Below are 16,130 nucleotides of genomic sequence, written 5' to 3'. Positions count from 1 at the left end.
TTAACTTTTTGCTATGAAGAAAAAGCATCACCATAAGAAGAAAATTTCCTTTACAAAGAAATGGTCTGCCAGGCTGCATTTGTGGTTGGGTTTGTCCGTTGGGATCATTGTTTTCATTGTTTCGCTTACCGGAACTTTGTATGTTTTTAAGGATGAAATACAAAACAGCCTCCGGAAAAAAGCCATTTATGTACAGGAAGCTACGGCAACTCCGCTTTCTATAAATATTCTGAAGGAAAAAGTAAGCATTGAACTCAATGAGAAGTATCCGCTGAGTACTGTGGAAATTTCTTTAGACAAAAATAAATCTTACCGTTTTTTATACTACGAAAAAAACAAAAAAGGCTGGAATTATTTTGAAGAAACTAAAATCAATAAACTTGTTTATGTAAACCAGTACACAGGAAAAATTTTAGCTGTTTATGATGAGAAATACAACTTTTTCAATATTCTGAAGGCCATTCACTGGAGTCTGCTTCTCAATTCCGAATGGGGAAAATATGTAACAGGAATTCCTACCGTGCTGTTCATCTTTATGCTGATCACCGGAATTATTTTATGGTGGCCCAAAAATAAAAAAGCAAGAAAAGGACGCTTCTGGTTCAGCTGGGAAAACGTGAAGACCTGGAAGCGCAGAAACTATGACCTTCATAATGTATTAGGGTTTTATTCCTCATTTTTCGCTTTATTCATCAGCATTACGGGAATCTATTTCGCTTATCCGTATGTGAAAAACGTTTTCAGTTTTACACTGTCAGGTTCCATAGAGCTGCCTAAAGAAAAGGAAATGAAATCGCCAGATTCTCTGATGATTCAAAACCCTTCAGTTATTGATCTTACAGCCCGGGAAACAAGAAAGCGTTATGCTGCTGCTTCCAGTTTCAGAATTCCATTGAACGGAAAAAACAAAAAAGGGAAAGAGCTGAAAAATATTCCGGTTACTATTTACGGCAAAGAAGGGCGCTTCAGTGAAAGAAACACCCTGGTCTTTGACAAATATTCAGGAAAACTGCTGACAGAAAAACCTCATCAGAAACTCAGCAATGCAGAAAAATATGCCAATGCCAACTATGACATCCACACAGGCTCTTATTTCGGACTGTTCGGAAAAATACTTTGGTTCATGACAGGGCTTATCTGTACATCACTTCCCGTCACCGGCTTTTTGGTATGGTGGGGAAAACAAAAAAAACAAGGAAAGAAAATATAATGAAAAAAGCGTTTTTATCAGCCGCGTGCCTTGGGTCGGCAGCTGTTTTTGCACAGGTTAAAGACAGCCTGCAAACCAATAATGTAGATGAAGTCGTAATGACTGCTTCCAGAAAAAAAGAAAACATTAAAGAAATACCAAGCTCGGTGACAATCGTTGCAGAAAAGCAGATCCAGTCCCAACTGACTGTGAACTCCGATATCACCAGCATTCTTCAGTATACGGTTCCCAGTTTAGGAACCAACTCCGGCCAGACCTCCAATACGGGTCAGACTTTAAGAGGACGCCAGGTCCTTGTCCTTATTGACGGTATTCCCCAGTCTACTCCGCTAAGAAATGGAGCAAGAGACATAAGAAGCATTGACCCTTCGGTTATTGAAAGAATTGAAGTAATAAAAGGGGCCTCTTCTATCTACGGAAATGGTGCAGATGGCGGAATTATCAACTATATCACAAGAAGAAGCCAATCCGATAAAAATATTTCAGGACTTACCCAGGTTGGTTTTACCGGCCAGACGTATGGCGGAACACTGGGCGTAAGAGCCAGTCAGCTTTTATCCGGAAAAGTGAATAAGTTTGATTATGTTTTCTCCCTTGCCTACGAAAGGACCGGCTATATGAAAGATGCCGACGGTGTGAACCTTACCCCGACCTACAGCCCCGCAAAAATGGACAATTACAACGGAATGCTTAAAGTAGGTTACAATATCAATAAGGATCAGAGGGTTGAAGCCTCGTACATCGGATATGCATCCAGATCTGATCTTAATCTAGGGTTGGTAACCGGAAAGTACGGGATTACCCCAACCATCGGGGAAGGTGTAGGAAAAAATCTTGAAACCACTCCTCAGGGAACACCAAGAAACCATAATTTCAGGATCAACTATGATAACCAGAACCTTTTCGGAGGAACCACTTCACTGAATTTCAATGCTTATATGCAGGATTTCAGGACCGTATACGGATACAGCGACACCTTCTTAGGAGGGGGACAGTCCAATGTGATTTCCAAAAAATACGGAGCCAGATTCAATTTTGACACCCAATTATGGTCCGCTAAAAATTCTCAGGCGGAAATCATGTACGGAATGGATATCCTCAACGATCAGACCGTTCAGAAGCTGGAAGACGGACGTTACTGGACACCGGACATGAATATGACCAACCTTGCTCCTTTCGTTTTGGTTAAAATTGATTTATTGAAAAAACTAACCATCAAAGGAGGGCTCCGGTACGAAAATATGCGTGTTAAAGTAGGGGATTTCAATACCCTTTCTTCCATTAAAAGTGACGGTACGTTTACAAAAAGCATATTCGTTACCGGCGGAAATTTAAAATACAATGCCCTGGTTGCCAATTTAGCGGTACGTTACAATATTGAACCCTTCGTTAATCTGTTCGGAAGCTTTTCACAGTCCTACTCCATCAATGAATTAGGAAGAATTCTGAGAACTTCCACAGAAGGAACCATTCAAAATCTTGAAACCAAACCGATTATCGTTAATAACTATGAATTCGGCGCAACGGGACAGATCTCAAAATGGGTCCGCTATGAGATCACCTCTTATGTAAGTACTTCAAAACTGGGAGCTTCGTTTGTACAGAGTGCAGACAGGGCTTTAACCATACAGAGGTCCCCGGAAATTGTATACGGTGTGGAAGGATTCCTTCATTTTACCCCTTCAAAATGGATCAGCTTCGGAGGAAGCTACAGCTGGATGGAAGGAATCACCTCTATAAAAGACGACGGCGATTATTCTGCAAAAATCAACAACAGCCGGATTTCAGTGCCTAAAGTACTTGCCTATGTTCAGGCAAGGCCTATCCCGTCTTTATCCATCGGTCTGGATATGCTGCATGCCTTTGAACAGGACAGATTCGAGCCTAACGCCAAAACCGGAATGTACGTATACGGAGAAGGCTACGTACCGGAATACACTGTTTTTAATTTTAAAGCAAGCTATGAAGTCAATAAAAACTGGAGGGTATCTGCGGGTATTGAGAACCTATTCAACAAAATGTACCAGCCTGCGATTGCCTGGTGGTCTGTACGTGACAGTGAATTCGTAAACTCACTGGGAAGAAGAGGCACCCTGATGTTTGAGTATAAATTTTAATTAAACTAAATAAAAAGTTAAACATATCTTTGCAAGACTTTGAACCGCGATATGAAGAAAAAACACCATCATAAAAAGAAACCGGGCTTTTTCAAAAAATGGTCTGCCCGGCTGCACCTTTGGCTGGGTCTGGGGATTGGTTTTCTGATCTTTATCATTTCAATTACGGGCGCACTGTATGTTTTTAAGGACGAAATAGAAAACATCACCAGAAAAGATGTTATCTATCACAACGAACAGAATCCGGAGCAAAAACAGGTCCTTCCTATCCGGGTAATGGAGAAAACCGTCGCTGAGCAGGTCAAAGAAAAATATCCGGTCCATTGGGTAAACATACCCATCGATAAAAAGATGTCATACGTATTTTACTGGTATGAACACAATACGGATGCCTGGAACTATTTTGATGAATTCCCTATCTATAAAGCAACTTACGTAAATCCTTACACGGGAAAGGTTCTCAGAACATATGATGAAAAGAACGGCTTCTTCAATATCGTAAAAATGATCCACTGGAGCTTTCTGCTGAAGCAGGATTGGGGAAAATATGTAGTGGGAATACCCGTCATCATCTTCGTGATCATGCTTATTACCGGAATTGTCCTGTGGTGGCCTAAAAATAAAGCAGCAAGAAAGCAGCGCTTTTCTTTCAAATGGAAAAATATAAAAAGCTGGAAAAGAAAGAACTATGACCTTCACAATGTGCTGGGCTTTTATTCCTCCATCTTTGCCCTGATCTTCGCAATTACAGGATTGTTTTATGCATTCTTCGTAGTGCAGGCCATGATCTATGTCCTGTTTTCCGGCGGGGAAACGAAATATCCGGACTTCTCCTACATTAAAACAAAAGCTCCGGTAGAATTAAGAACCGAAGGTACACTGGACAAGATCATTAATACCGTGAATCAGAAATATCCTGATGCGTTCGGCTTTGCTATTGACCTTGGCCACGAGCATATGGATGACCATGAGCATCCTAACTTTGAGGTTTATGTAAAGCATCTTTCCTATTCCTATCACAAAAGCAGCAGCCTGATCTTTGACGAAAACTCGGGTGAACTGCTTCACACCCATGATCCTGAGGATAAAAATTTTGGTGAAAAAACGGTAAGTGCCAACTATGATATTCATGTAGGTGCCATTTTAGGACTTCCTACAAAAATCATTGCATTCATCGTCAGTCTCATCTGTGCATCCCTGCCTGTAACCGGGTTCCTGATCTGGTGGGGAAGAAGAAAAAAGAAACCTCTAAAAACAGCGTCAAAGTTTTTTAAATAAAAGTTTTGTTAATAATCCATTAATACAATCTTTTTTATAATTTTAACCCTTTAGAATTTATAAATAGAAATGTCATTAATAGATTTATCAAAACAAGTTGCTCTCGGAATTGATATCGGCGGAACGAATACAAAGTTCGGAGTGGTAAACCACCGCGGTGAAGTTCTGGAAAAAGGAAACCTGAAAACCGATGAGTACGAGAAAGTGGAAGACTTTATCGATGCTTTGCATGAGAAGGTTATGCCTCTGATGAAAAAGTACGGTACAGAAAAAAACTTTGACGGAATCGGGGTAGGTGCTCCTAATGCCAACTATTATAAAGGGACCATAGAGCAGGCGCCTAATTTACCGTGGAAGGGCTTGGTTCCTTTCAGCGAAATGATGCAAGCCAGATTCAACCTGCCGTGCACCATCACGAATGATGCCAATGCAGCGGCTCTTGGGGAAATGCTTTTCGGAGCGGCACGGGGCATGAAGGATTTCATTATGATCACCCTGGGAACAGGGGTAGGCAGCGGAATCATTTCCAATGGAAGTCTTATTTACGGACATGACGGATTTGCAGGAGAGCTGGGCCATACCATTGTAAAACCGGGCGGAAGAAAACACTGGAGCACAGGATCTGAGGGAAGCCTTGAAGCGTATGCATCGGCCACAGGAATTTCAATCACTGCAAAAAAAATGAGGGCTGAATTCCCTGAATCTTTGCTGAATCAGTATCCTGAAGAATCTATTAATTCAAAAACCGTCCATGAATGCGCAATGAAAGGTGACCCGATCTCTATTGAAGTTTTCAGATATACGGGACAGAAACTGGGCGAGGCCCTGGCGAATTTCGTTATGTTTTCTTCTCCGGAAGCCATTCTTTTATTCGGTGGCGTGATCAAAGCCGGCGATTTCATTTTGAAACCCGCAAAACTACATATGGAAAGAAATCTTCTTCCGATCTTCAGAAATAAAGTAAAACTGGTTTTCAGCGAGCTGGACGAAGCAGATGCTGCCATTCTTGGAGCAAGTGCGTTGGTTTGGGAAAAATAGCTGGAAACAGCATTAAAAAAATAGCAGAAGCATCCTTTGGGGTGCTTTTTTTGTTTTGAAAACATAAATTGTGAATTAATTTTCCCGCAGATGTCCGTGGAATCTGTGGGAACAAGATCATCATCCAATTCCGTTTATGCCATTCTTTAACAATAAAAAACAGCTTATCAATTCTGTTTTAAATCATCGGAATTTTCATCCAAAATGAAAAAGTTTTTCTTACTTTTGACTGGTTTTTCAACCATTTTATGCAATTGCAGAGAAAAACCGGCAAATAAAATAACTAAAGAATAATGGATAATAATTTAGAACAAATCACTTTCGGCGGAGGATGTTTCTGGTGCGTGGAAAGCTGTTTCAACATGCTTAAAGGAGTACATTCTGCCGTTTCAGGATATTCAGGAGGACATAAAGACAATCCCACCTATGAGGAAGTCTGCACCGGGGAAACCGGACATGCGGAGGTGATACAGATCACTTTTGATCCTAAAATCATGTCTTATGCACAGCTGATGGATGTATTCTTCTTCCTGCACGATCCTACCCAACTGAACAGACAGGGCAATGATATCGGAACACAGTACCGTTCCGTTATTTATTATAAAGATGATGTGGAAAAAGCTAAGGCTGAAGAAGCAATCAGAAAATCTGAAGAATCAGGAAAATGGCCCGGAAAATACGTAACGGAAATAACTCAATTCGAGAAGTTCTGGCCTGCCGAACAGTATCACCAGGGGTATTACAATGTGAATCCAAATCAGCCCTACTGCAGTGCCGTTGTAGGCCCAAAGATACAGAAGTTTAAAAAACATTTTGGAGAACTGGGAATGCTGAATGAGGCGTAAAAATGTTATTAAATATTTAGAATATGATTCAATTTTTTTTACTTCTGCTTGGCTTAGCTTTTCCTAATAATGAAATGATAGAAGCTGATATCAGGCAGAGTACCTCAAACAACTTATTGCTTAATCCGGGTGACACCGGTGGAGAAACCGGGCAGACCCCTCCTCCTAAAAAATAATCACTAACGAACAAAAAATAACTTATGATCAATTTTATTTTAATGCTGATAGGATTTTTATCCCCCGGCAGCAATACAGACCAGAATAATACCCTTCTTCATATACAACAAAATAAAGGGACAGAAAATAGCCTAGAAGATAATAACGGTGGACCTGTTGGAGGAAATTCAGGGCAGACTCCACCTCCATTCGGATAGATCAAATACAATTTATACTATGATTAATTTCTTACTTATATTTTTCGGTCTTGTATCTACCAATAACGATGTAGATACATCATTCAGCAATCAAAACCAAGCAACAACACCTCTCTCTGATCATTCGGGAAATATTAATCCCAGAATAGATAATGATGGAGACACAGGAGGAAACACTGGGCAACTACCCCCTCCATTCACACAACCTTAACAATTTAAGAGGAAGACAAATGGTCTTCCTCTTTTTATTTTGCAGCAGGCCCCGCATATTTTTCAATAATATGAGCTGTAGAAGATCTTAGTTCACGTCCATTTTCCGGATCTACTCCATCATCTGTAAAAAATTCCACACTCCCATAAAATTTCGAATACCAGGTAACATCTAATGCATTACTCACTGTCAGAGTATCTTTTCTTGTAATCTTTTTGAAATGCAGAAACTGATATTCGTTCATTGCTTTTACTTCAAGCCCTGGTCTGATAAAGCTGCTATCCGTAGCAATATACCTTTCCCCATCCCAATACATATATTTTTTGTCTGTAACAGGCTGTAAACCCGACATAAAACCTAATGGAAATGAAGTTCCACTGCTAATTTTCTTGTTATTAGAGAAAACAACATTTCCTGTGACAAGGCACAAAAGCAATGCAATCTCCATAATGCCCAAGCCATTTTGCTTCATAAAATCAGGCATTTTGAAATGCTGCTCGTTGGTAATATTGATAATAATATTAGACAGCTTTTCCGTCAGTGTTTCTTCGTCTTTGTCTACACTTATTTTAACGGTTGTTTTGTTAGCACTTTCATCTTTTTTGACAAAAGTTCTGGAAAATTCTGTAAAGTTTTCGTACCCAACATACTTGCTAAAGATGTCCAGCTTATATGGTTCAATGCTGATTTCTTTTTTAGTTTCTACAATGAATGCATCATAATATCTAACAAGTGTTCTCTCGTCAATATCCAAATTAAGGGCTTCTTTTAAATGTACACTCAAAAAAAGAGCTATGCTGTTTTTTTTGTTTTTACCTGTGTCTATTTCCCCTTGTTTGAAAACCTCATGGATTAGTAGTTTTATTTTGGACATAATTAGTTTTTAAGGCAATTACAAAATAGGTGATTTTCGACTATGTCGCATTACGGATTTCCGCAATGAAATTCCTGTCCATTTCCTGTCTATCGATGTCCATGTTTTGTCTAACACATGCGTGGTCATTTGCCGCATCTTTGCTACAGAAATCAGTGAAAAACAAAACATTAGAAAAACAAAAGTACGAAACTGATTTCAAAATCACCAGATAAAACGGAGGAAAACTCCGGGTTGGGAAGCAGATGTTTCTCCTCCGTTTTTGAAGGTTCACTTCCCAAAAAATTAGAAGCGCTTCGAAATTTTAAACGTGTACAGCTCATGGTCGAAATCATGAGAGGAAGAAAAACAGTCTAAAAACTTCAAATTTTAAGGAAATGATCCAGTTTATATTAATGCTACTAGGTTTAGCATTCTCAAATAATAACGCCAATACAACAGCATGTGACAACAACCCTGATCCAGTAACCGTGCAAAGCGGAGTTACGGGAAGCGGTACAGATACGGGAGGAGATACAATACCCGTTCTTCCTCCGAAAAAATAAAGTTCAAAACCGCTCTTTGTAGAGCGGTTTTTTTTATTTTAGTACCATGGTACGATATCTATTACTTTTTCTTCTATTTATTATTTCCTGCGAAAAAAAAACTTCCATTAACACTGTTAGCGAAAAAGCAGATGAATTATATAAAGCTGGTGAACAGCAGCTTCCAAAAAACAGCATTGAAGCCTATGCAAAATTTCAGCAGGCACTGCAATATTATTATAAAGATAAAGATTCGTCTAACATTTCAAAAAGCTTAATCTGCCAGGCAATTGCCCAAAAACAGACAGGAGATGTGTTTGGAGCAGAAACCACTTTAGTAGAAGCCCTGAATTTCATGAAAGATAATGATGAAAGTCTTTATTCCGTCTATAATACTATGGGAGATCTTAAATATGACCAGAAAGAATATGCGACAGCCGAAGAATGGTATACCAAAGCATTGGATCAAAAGATAGACGAAGTAGAAATTAAATACAGCATTCTTAACAATAAGGCCGCATCAGAATACAGACAGGCTAAATATTCTTCAGCTTTACATACTTTAGAACAAATCGATCTTTCACAAACAAAAGATGTCCGAAAGCAAGGCAAAGTAAGAGAAAACATCGTTTATACAAAATGGCTTCAAGATAGAAACTATCCTGCGCAGGCAGAATTCGAAAATCTTTTAGCTTTTAAACTTAAGCATAATGATATGTGGGGAGTGAATTCAAGCTATTCACATTTAGCAGAAATTTCCCAAGAAAATAACCCTTCTACGTCTTTATATTATGCTAAGCAAATGCTCAACACTGCGGGAAAAATAAAGAGTCCCGAAGACCGCTTAGAGGCTATTGAAAGAATTTCTTTCGTTGATAGCCCTACTAATGCCGTGAAAAATTTTGTGCTATACAAAAAACTTTCAGACAGTATTCAGAAGTATAAAAATGCAAATAGAAATCGTTTTGCCTACATTAAATATGACAGCGAGAAGAAGGAGACGGAAAATCAACGTCTAAAAGCTGATCAAGCACAAAAAGAAAATTTGTTAATACGCCAGCAGGTAGCTCTTGCAGCTTCGGTCATTATTATTGTACTCAACATTATCCTGTATCGACGAAGACAGGCCAGACTTAGACAAGAAAATGAACTTAAGCTAAAAAATGACCAATTACGAATCTCCAAAAAAGTCCACGACGTAGTAGCCAACGGGATTTACCAGGTAATGACTAAAATAGAAAATCAGGAAGATTTCAATAAAGATGAAGCTCTTGATGAACTGGAATTTGTGTACGAAAAATCCAGGGATATTTCTTACGATAAGGAAGATTCTAAAGATGAACAGGATTTTAGCGAAAAAATATCAAACAGTATCGGCTCTTTTAATAATGATATCGTAAAAACATATATCGCCGGAAACGGAAAAAATATTTGGGAAAATGTAAGCCAGCTTAAGCAGGAAGAAATCTATCAGATTATTCGTGAGCTGCTTGTCAACATGAAAAAACACAGCAAGGCAAGCCTCGTTTCTTTCCGTTTTGAAAGAATAAATAACGAGATTACCATCCATTATAAAGACAATGGAATAGGCATACCCGGAGATGTGATCTATAAAAATGGATTATCAAATGCGGTTTCCCGTATAGAAATTCTGCAGGGACAAATTATTTTTGACACCGAAACCGAAAAAGGATTGAAAATCGACATTTCATTTCCTGTTTACTAAAAAACTAAAAAAATGTTCAAAAAAATTTTAATAGCCGAAGACCAAGAAATGGGTAGCTTATCTGTCCAAAAAACATTAGAAGAGCTCAACATTCCGAATGTTGATTATGTATATTATTGCGATGATGCTTTAGCAAAAGTTAAAAAATCTATTCGGGAAAACGATCCTTACGACTTGCTGATTACCGATCTTTCTTATGAAGAAGACCACCATCTTCAGAATATTAAAGATGGAAAACAACTGATTGAAGAAGTCAGAAAGCTACAGCCCTTATTAAAAATCATTGTCTTTTCCGGAGAACGTAAATCAGGAATTATTGATTCTCTTTTTACCGAATTCAGGATTAATGGGTACGTCCGCAAAGCCAGAAACGACTCTAAAGAACTGAAAAAAGCAATCGCCTCAGTTTACGTCAATGAAAACTATCTGTCTCTTGACCTTAAACAGGAAGTTAAAAAACTCAACAGCTATGAGTTCACGTCATATGACATAACGCTTGTTTCTCTTCTTTCTCAGGGAGTACAGCAAAAAAATATTCCGACTTATCTGCAGAATAATAATATCACACCCAATAGCCTGAGCAGTGTGGAAAAAAAATTAAATAATTTAAAAGAAGCCCTGGAAGTTACAAGCAATGAACAATTAATAGCCTTCTGCAAAGACCTGGGAATTATTTAATCTTGTTTTTTAAATATTGTGAAAACCTTTCAAGAACTTGAAAGGTTTTTTCCTTTTACGGTTTACCGTAAGGATTGGGATTCTAATCGTTCTACTTTTGACCCAATTAATCATTTAAAATTTTATTATGAATGTAAAACACACTCCAACAAACATTACTCACAAAGGACAAAAAGGAGGAACAACAGGTTGCGGCACTAACACGAATGTTCATTCCGATCATTGGGTAAATACAAATGACAAAATAACATGCGACAAAAACGGATGTAAAAATTAAGAACAATGGAAAAATTTGTTATCACTCAAAGAGTCAACAGCGAGTATCAGTTTAATCTAAAAGCCGGAAATGGCGAAATTATTTTAACCAGCGAAGGCTACGTTCAGAAAGCTTCTTGTATAAAAGGCATTGAATCTGTGAAGGTCAATTCCCAGGATGAGGCAAGATATGACAGAAGGGTTGCCGTGAACGGGAAAGATTACTTTGTTTTAAAAGCAAGAAACGCGGAAATCATTGGTAAAAGCCAATATTACAGCTCTAAATCTTCTATGGAAACCGGGATTTCATCTGTGAAAAAAATTGCACCTGCTGCCGGAATCGTTGATGAAACTCTTTAAAAAAAAGCACCATGGATCTCAAAATTAAGCTTGAACAGTTACACCAGAAAGTAGTCGGCCTAAAAGACCAGATCACTACGGAAGAAGCTACAAAAAATGCTTTTGTAATGCCTTTTATACAGATTTTAGGGTATGATATCTTTAATCCGACGGAAGTTATTCCGGAACATATTTGCGACATCGGAACGAAAAAAGGTGAGAAAGTAGACTATGTTATCAAGCACAATGACCAGCCTATTTTTATTATAGAATGTAAGCATTGGAAAGAAAATGCCGATGCGCACAATTCTCAGCTCCACCGGTATTATCATGTTTCAAAAACACGGTTTGGCGTATTGACCAATGGGATCGTCTATAATTTCTATACCGACCTGGAAAAACCCAATATTATGGATGAAAAGCCTTTTTTTACCATCAATATTGAAGATTTAAAAGACAGTTCAATCAAAATTCTTGAAAGTTTCACCAAAAAAGATTACAATCTTGAAAGCATTTTAGATTCTGCCGAAGCTTTAAAATACATCAAAGCAATCAGAAAAGAGTTTGAAAAAGAAATCGAAACCCCATCCGATGAGCTCGTAAAATTATTGGTCAGCAGATTTTTTGAAAAGCCAATGACAGCCAACAGAATGGTTTCTTTTAAGGAATATACCAGGAAAGCTTTGACCACTTCCATCAACGAATCCATCAGCTTCAGGCTTAAATCCGCATTAAGCATCAATGAACAGATTGAAAAGCAGGAAGAAGGCGTAAAACCAGCCCAATCTATCGATGAAAACAGTGATTCTAAAATTGTAACCACCGAAGAAGAACTGGAAGGATTTCAAATCATAAAAGCCATTTTAAGAGAGAAAATACCGTCTGCAAGAATTGCTTCCAGAGATACGCTATCCTATTTCGGGATTTTACTGGATGATAATAACAGAAAACCTATCTGCAGATTGCATTTTAATACGGCCAACAAATATTTAGAAACCTTTCAGAATGGTAAAGAAGCCGGAGAAAAAATACTGCTCAATAATCTGGATGAAATATATAATTTCAAGCAAGAGCTCCATAAAACCTTGGAAAACTATAATTAATAAAAACTGATTACCCATGAAAACGCTTATTTCTATACTCATCCTATGCATCGGTATATTTACTGCTGATTCTTTCAGTTTTTCCGGGTCCGGAGACTCACATCACGGCAGGAGATGTACCGGTTCCGCATCATGCAGCGCCTGTTCCAATTGTACAGGTTGCGCCCATTGCTCGTCCGGCGGAAGCTGCGGTGTATGCAGCGGTGGTTCTTATGGAAGGAAATCATCCTCAAAGAAAAAGAAATCTAAAACATCTCCGGATTCACACTACACTAAAAAAAGCAAATCTTATGGTTCTCCGAAAATCCGGATTGATGAAATAAACATCAATACCAATAACCGGTATTTTGCAGGGGTTGCAGTGACCAACATCTATGAAAAACCTTTTCTCAACTCTAAAATAATAGAGAAAGTTCCAAAAAACGCAGAATTAAAGCAGTTATCCAAACAAGATTCCTGGTATAAAGTACAGGTGAAGAAAAGTGGAAAAGTAGGCTATGTGCATTACAAAGATGTAAAATAACTTAAAAACAAAATATCATGAATTTAAAGAAATTTTTAAACGAAGAACAGGATCCAAAAGCCGTTGAAAAGCTTTTAGAGAGAATCAATGACCTTATAACATCACAGGAGTTTGTAGAATATATTGCAGTACAAAAGAAACCCGCCATCAATTTTTCTCCGGACTGTATAGCACTTACCAACAGAAGAATTATTTTCTGCAGACCTAAAAACTTTGGATTATCCATGGACTTTCAGGACTATAATTGGGTAGATGTCGCAGATTGTCATATTAAAGAAGGAATTCTGGGTGCCACTTTTATGATGAAAACCGTAAGCAATCACACCAATGTGATGGATTACCTTCCGAAAGCCCAGGCCAGAAAACTTTACCAGTTTGCCCAGGAAACCGAAGAGAAAATGAGAGGGGTAAGAAGAGAAAAAGATCTTGAGGTCAGGAGAGCATCAGCAGGTGGAGTCACAGTAAATAATGCCACTCCAATTATAGCGCAGCCTTTGCAAACCCGGCAGCCGATCCCGCAGCTTATAGAAACTGAAGACCCTTTTGCCGTTTTACAAAAACTGAAAGGATTAATGGATAGCGGAATCATTTCTATCGAAGAATTTGAAAGCAAAAAGAACGAAATATTATCAAGAGTTTAAACATATGAGATCAAAATTTACCACCGCAATGCTGGCTTTTTTTCTAGGAGGACTAGGCATTCATAGATTTTATTTAGGCCAAAATAAATTGGGATTATTTTATTTTATTTTCTGTTGGACATTCATTCCCGCATTCATTGCACTGATTGATTTTTTCATTTTCATTTTTATGTCTGAAGATCATTTTAATTACAAATACAATCTCAGGACCGGATTTTAAAACTTTATCCCATGAAACCTTTTCTTACCCTATGTGCGGTCAGTTGTTTCGTAGCTGTTTTCAGGCTTCCTGTAGAATATTATACTATTTTGAGAATTATTATCTCCATCGGGGCTTTACTCGTTTTATATAATGCGGTCCGCTTCAAACAATATTATTTCAGTATCATTTTCCTCTTCATTCTCATCCTTTTCAACCCCGTTTTTCCTATTTATCTCTATAGAAAAAGTGTCTGGATTCCTGTTGATATCATAACCGGAATCCTCTTTCTTCTCATTGCTTTTGCTAAAAAATCAGAAGAAAAAAAGGAAGAAATCATGGAAACTGTCGAAGAAACTACAGCATACCCCACCCAACCGAGACTCCATTCCCGGGATATTATTGTTAATCCTAAAAAACCAAAAGAAAACTAATCCAACCATGGAAAATATTCAAATTACCGAAAATCTTAAAGCACACTTTTTAAGGCTTTACCAGATGGCAATCTGTGACGATGATTTCAGTGCCCTGGAACTGAAAATGCTTTATAAATGTGCAGAAGAAAGAGGCATCTCACCTAAAAACCTGGACGAGATCCTCTTAAATCCTATCAATTTTAAATCCCTCGTTCCGCAGACGATTGAAGAAAAAGTAGACTATCTCTATGACCTCACGGTAATGATCTGGGCAGACGGAGTGGTCTCTCCAAACGAATATTCTGCAATGGAAAAGTATGTCCTGATGTTCGGATTCCTGGAAGAAAATGCAAAAGAGATTGTCGATTATCTGATAACCTCTGTAAAAACCGGAAAAAATAAAACTGATATTTTATACGAATTAAAAAACTAACTGATCATGACCACCCCTATTAAAAACCTATTCAAATTAAAATCAATTCCGATTGAAGCTCCGAAAGAAGAGCCTTCAAAAGCAGAAATTGATCCCAATGCAGAATCCCCCGAGGAAAGCAGAAAACGAACGTACCATGAATCCGGCTACAGAGACAGCTCCAGAAACAACGGAAATCACACCACACTTTTCATTTGCCTGGATGCCGTCTACTCCAGGTTCCAGAATGAAGAAAAAGAAATGGTGGAAAAGCAGCAAAAGCTCAAAGAATCTTATGTCAACGAACAAAAAAACAGAGAGACAGAGATCAAAGCTTTAACCGTCTCGCTGGAAACCAAAGAAGAACAGCTAAAAAATAAAAATACGGAAATTGAGAATCATCAAAATAAAATTGAAAGCTTAAAAGCCGAAATCAACGACCTACCCAGAAACCCGGAAAAATACAATGTAAAAGCAACAAAAGGCGCTTCCACAAAATTCTGGATCGGTGCCATTCTTCTTATTCCCATCAGTTTATACCTGCTTACCTTTTATATCTCTACCTCTTATTCAGCATTTTTTAAAAGTTTTGATGCAAAAAGCACGGTTATTCAAAGCGTCTTAGATGCGCAGGCGTTCAGCAAAGCCTGGAATGAAGGAGTAATAGAAGGAGCCTTTGTCACCCTTATTCCGTCTGTATTCTTAGGACTTGGTTTTCTGATCCATATGTTTGGGGAAAACAAAACCAGGCTCAACTTCATCAAAATGGGACTGTTATTCATTGTCACGTTCATCTTTGATGCCATTTTAGCCTATGAAATCGAGTCTAAATTATACGAGCTGAACAAAACTTTCGAGTCTCCCCCATTCGATCTTAAAATAGCTTTTACCAAAAACCAGTTTTGGGGAATTATTTTCGCGGGATTCATTGTGTACATTATCTGGGGACTGGTTTTTGATTTTGTGATGAAAGAACACCGGGAGAAGGATAAAATTAAAAATGAACAGGAAATCAGACAGAAAAATGTGCTTTTCCTGCTGGAAAAAATTAATGTTCTTAAAAAAGAGATCGAAGAAATCCTCGCCAATATCGGAACTACCAAAGAGCTCATCATAAAAACACGCGGAAGGATTGAAGAACTCCAAAACATCATTGACGGAGTGATCATTCCCACCAAAGATTATAAACTCTATGCATCAGAATATGTTCAGGGCTGGATCACTTATATTGGCGAAAAAATAGCCGTTTCAAAAACGGAAAAACAAACCATGATCGACAGCTGTATTGATACTTACAGCACCAATCTGGAAGACGTAGGAGCCAACTCCGATAATCAAAATTTAGTTTATTTATCCGCACTATAACC

General features: G+C 38.2%; 20 protein-coding genes. 19 read left to right on the top strand and 1 reads right to left on the bottom strand.

The features are described from left to right. Window positions 1-13: 13 nt before the first annotated feature. The 7 genes from IX38_RS02225 (at window position 14) to IX38_RS22835 (ending at window position 6,862) form a co-directional block, all read left to right on the top strand. Window positions 14-1,210: a PepSY-associated TM helix domain-containing protein gene (locus IX38_RS02225; protein ID WP_034701205.1), complete on the top strand. Its 1,197-nt coding sequence runs from the start codon at window positions 14-16 to the stop codon at window positions 1,208-1,210. Continuing rightward, window positions 1,210-3,327: a TonB-dependent receptor gene (locus IX38_RS02220; protein ID WP_034701682.1), complete on the top strand. Its 2,118-nt coding sequence runs from the start codon at window positions 1,210-1,212 to the stop codon at window positions 3,325-3,327. Before IX38_RS02225 ends, IX38_RS02220 begins: the two co-directional genes overlap by 1 nt. Before the next feature lie 51 nt (window positions 3,328-3,378). After that, the gene (locus tag IX38_RS02215) at window positions 3,379-4,605 is read left to right on the top strand and encodes a PepSY-associated TM helix domain-containing protein (RefSeq protein ID WP_034701204.1); all 1,227 of its coding nucleotides are present in this window, start codon (window positions 3,379-3,381) and stop codon (window positions 4,603-4,605) included. Between the two features lie 69 nt (window positions 4,606-4,674). Next, entirely contained in the window at window positions 4,675-5,643 is a 969-nt protein-coding gene (locus tag IX38_RS02210; protein WP_034701203.1) for an ROK family protein, read from the top strand. Between the two features lie 293 nt (window positions 5,644-5,936). Next, window positions 5,937-6,488, top strand: a complete 552-nt coding sequence (gene msrA / locus IX38_RS02205; protein WP_034701202.1) for a peptide-methionine (S)-S-oxide reductase MsrA — start codon at window positions 5,937-5,939, stop codon at window positions 6,486-6,488. Between the two features lie 23 nt (window positions 6,489-6,511). Further along, window positions 6,512-6,664 carry a hypothetical protein gene (locus IX38_RS22840; RefSeq protein WP_165570690.1) on the top strand — a complete coding sequence of 51 codons (153 nt, stop codon included), beginning with the start codon at window positions 6,512-6,514 and terminating at the stop codon, window positions 6,662-6,664. 24 nt (window positions 6,665-6,688) lie between these two features. Continuing rightward, entirely contained in the window at window positions 6,689-6,862 is a 174-nt protein-coding gene (locus IX38_RS22835) for a hypothetical protein (protein WP_165570689.1), read from the top strand. A gap of 245 nt (window positions 6,863-7,107) precedes the next feature. Here the strand turns inward: IX38_RS22835 and IX38_RS21820 are convergent, their stop codons facing one another. After that, window positions 7,108-7,947: a hypothetical protein gene (locus tag IX38_RS21820; RefSeq protein WP_051884392.1), complete on the bottom strand. Its 840-nt coding sequence runs from the start codon at window positions 7,945-7,947 to the stop codon at window positions 7,108-7,110. 377 nt (window positions 7,948-8,324) lie between these two features. Here IX38_RS21820 and IX38_RS22830 point away from each other — a divergent pair, with 377 nt between their 5' ends. From IX38_RS22830 to IX38_RS02145, 12 genes are all read left to right on the top strand, one after another. Continuing rightward, a complete protein-coding gene (locus tag IX38_RS22830; protein WP_165570688.1) occupies window positions 8,325-8,492 on the top strand; it encodes a hypothetical protein in 168 nt (55 codons plus the stop codon). A 46-nt stretch (window positions 8,493-8,538) separates the two neighbouring features. Continuing rightward, a complete protein-coding gene (locus tag IX38_RS02190; protein WP_034701200.1) occupies window positions 8,539-10,197 on the top strand; it encodes an ATP-binding protein in 1,659 nt (552 codons plus the stop codon). 12 nt (window positions 10,198-10,209) lie between these two features. Continuing rightward, window positions 10,210-10,875 carry a response regulator gene (locus IX38_RS02185; protein WP_034701199.1) on the top strand — a complete coding sequence of 222 codons (666 nt, stop codon included), beginning with the start codon at window positions 10,210-10,212 and terminating at the stop codon, window positions 10,873-10,875. A 127-nt stretch (window positions 10,876-11,002) separates the two neighbouring features. Next, window positions 11,003-11,152 (top strand): hypothetical protein, encoded by a 150-nt coding sequence (locus IX38_RS22825; protein WP_165570687.1) that lies wholly within the window; start codon window positions 11,003-11,005, stop codon window positions 11,150-11,152. Between the two features lie 5 nt (window positions 11,153-11,157). Further along, entirely contained in the window at window positions 11,158-11,490 is a 333-nt protein-coding gene (locus IX38_RS02180) for a YegP family protein (RefSeq protein WP_034701198.1), read from the top strand. Between the two features lie 11 nt (window positions 11,491-11,501). Next, complete coding sequence (locus IX38_RS02175) at window positions 11,502-12,572, top strand: type I restriction endonuclease (protein WP_034701197.1); 1,071 nt, start codon at window positions 11,502-11,504, stop codon at window positions 12,570-12,572. Window positions 12,573-12,588: 16 nt separating this feature from the next. Then, window positions 12,589-13,095, top strand: coding sequence for an SH3 domain-containing protein (locus tag IX38_RS02170; RefSeq protein WP_034701196.1), 507 nt, complete (start codon window positions 12,589-12,591; stop codon window positions 13,093-13,095). 17 nt (window positions 13,096-13,112) lie between these two features. Further along, a complete protein-coding gene (locus IX38_RS02165; RefSeq protein ID WP_034701195.1) occupies window positions 13,113-13,736 on the top strand; it encodes a PH domain-containing protein in 624 nt (207 codons plus the stop codon). Window positions 13,737-13,740: 4 nt separating this feature from the next. After that, window positions 13,741-13,956: a TM2 domain-containing protein gene (locus IX38_RS02160; protein WP_034701194.1), complete on the top strand. Its 216-nt coding sequence runs from the start codon at window positions 13,741-13,743 to the stop codon at window positions 13,954-13,956. A gap of 11 nt (window positions 13,957-13,967) precedes the next feature. Beyond that, window positions 13,968-14,369 carry a DUF6804 family protein gene (locus IX38_RS02155; RefSeq protein WP_034701193.1) on the top strand — a complete coding sequence of 134 codons (402 nt, stop codon included), beginning with the start codon at window positions 13,968-13,970 and terminating at the stop codon, window positions 14,367-14,369. Window positions 14,370-14,376: 7 nt separating this feature from the next. Continuing rightward, window positions 14,377-14,784 carry a hypothetical protein gene (locus IX38_RS02150; RefSeq protein WP_034701192.1) on the top strand — a complete coding sequence of 136 codons (408 nt, stop codon included), beginning with the start codon at window positions 14,377-14,379 and terminating at the stop codon, window positions 14,782-14,784. A gap of 6 nt (window positions 14,785-14,790) precedes the next feature. Beyond that, window positions 14,791-16,128 (top strand): coiled-coil domain-containing protein, encoded by a 1,338-nt coding sequence (locus IX38_RS02145; protein ID WP_034701191.1) that lies wholly within the window; start codon window positions 14,791-14,793, stop codon window positions 16,126-16,128. Window positions 16,129-16,130: the final 2 nt, after the last annotated feature.

The organism is Chryseobacterium luteum, from assembly GCF_000737785.1.
Taxonomy (GTDB): Bacteria; Bacteroidota; Bacteroidia; order Flavobacteriales; family Weeksellaceae; genus Chryseobacterium; species Chryseobacterium luteum.
This window is presented reverse-complemented; position numbering and strand designations above follow the sequence as displayed.

Excerpts from the sequence above, each read along its gene's own strand:
- IX38_RS22835 (WP_165570689.1), top strand. The coding sequence starts at position 6,689 with ATGATCAATTTTATTTTAATGCTGATAGGATTTTTATCCCCCGGCAGC.
- IX38_RS02160 (WP_034701194.1), top strand. The coding sequence starts at position 13,741 with ATGAGATCAAAATTTACCACCGCAATGCTGGCTTTTTTTCTAGGAGGA.
- IX38_RS02170 (WP_034701196.1), top strand. The coding sequence starts at position 12,589 with ATGAAAACGCTTATTTCTATACTCATCCTATGCATCGGTATATTTACT.
- IX38_RS02180 (WP_034701198.1), top strand. The coding sequence starts at position 11,158 with ATGGAAAAATTTGTTATCACTCAAAGAGTCAACAGCGAGTATCAGTTT.
- IX38_RS02215 (WP_034701204.1), top strand. The coding sequence starts at position 3,379 with ATGAAGAAAAAACACCATCATAAAAAGAAACCGGGCTTTTTCAAAAAA.
- IX38_RS02150 (WP_034701192.1), top strand. The coding sequence starts at position 14,377 with ATGGAAAATATTCAAATTACCGAAAATCTTAAAGCACACTTTTTAAGG.
- IX38_RS02225 (WP_034701205.1), top strand. The coding sequence starts at position 14 with ATGAAGAAAAAGCATCACCATAAGAAGAAAATTTCCTTTACAAAGAAA.
- IX38_RS02145 (WP_034701191.1), top strand. The coding sequence starts at position 14,791 with ATGACCACCCCTATTAAAAACCTATTCAAATTAAAATCAATTCCGATT.
- IX38_RS02175 (WP_034701197.1), top strand. The coding sequence starts at position 11,502 with ATGGATCTCAAAATTAAGCTTGAACAGTTACACCAGAAAGTAGTCGGC.
- IX38_RS02155 (WP_034701193.1), top strand. The coding sequence starts at position 13,968 with ATGAAACCTTTTCTTACCCTATGTGCGGTCAGTTGTTTCGTAGCTGTT.
- IX38_RS02185 (WP_034701199.1), top strand. The coding sequence starts at position 10,210 with ATGTTCAAAAAAATTTTAATAGCCGAAGACCAAGAAATGGGTAGCTTA.
- IX38_RS02210 (WP_034701203.1), top strand. The coding sequence starts at position 4,675 with ATGTCATTAATAGATTTATCAAAACAAGTTGCTCTCGGAATTGATATC.
- IX38_RS02165 (WP_034701195.1), top strand. The coding sequence starts at position 13,113 with ATGAATTTAAAGAAATTTTTAAACGAAGAACAGGATCCAAAAGCCGTT.
- IX38_RS02190 (WP_034701200.1), top strand. The coding sequence starts at position 8,539 with ATGGTACGATATCTATTACTTTTTCTTCTATTTATTATTTCCTGCGAA.
- msrA (WP_034701202.1), top strand. The coding sequence starts at position 5,937 with ATGGATAATAATTTAGAACAAATCACTTTCGGCGGAGGATGTTTCTGG.
- IX38_RS22840 (WP_165570690.1), top strand. The coding sequence starts at position 6,512 with ATGATTCAATTTTTTTTACTTCTGCTTGGCTTAGCTTTTCCTAATAAT.
- IX38_RS22825 (WP_165570687.1), top strand. The coding sequence starts at position 11,003 with ATGAATGTAAAACACACTCCAACAAACATTACTCACAAAGGACAAAAA.
- IX38_RS02220 (WP_034701682.1), top strand. The coding sequence starts at position 1,210 with ATGAAAAAAGCGTTTTTATCAGCCGCGTGCCTTGGGTCGGCAGCTGTT.
- IX38_RS22830 (WP_165570688.1), top strand. The coding sequence starts at position 8,325 with ATGATCCAGTTTATATTAATGCTACTAGGTTTAGCATTCTCAAATAAT.
- IX38_RS21820 (WP_051884392.1), bottom strand. The coding sequence starts at position 7,947 with ATGTCCAAAATAAAACTACTAATCCATGAGGTTTTCAAACAAGGGGAA.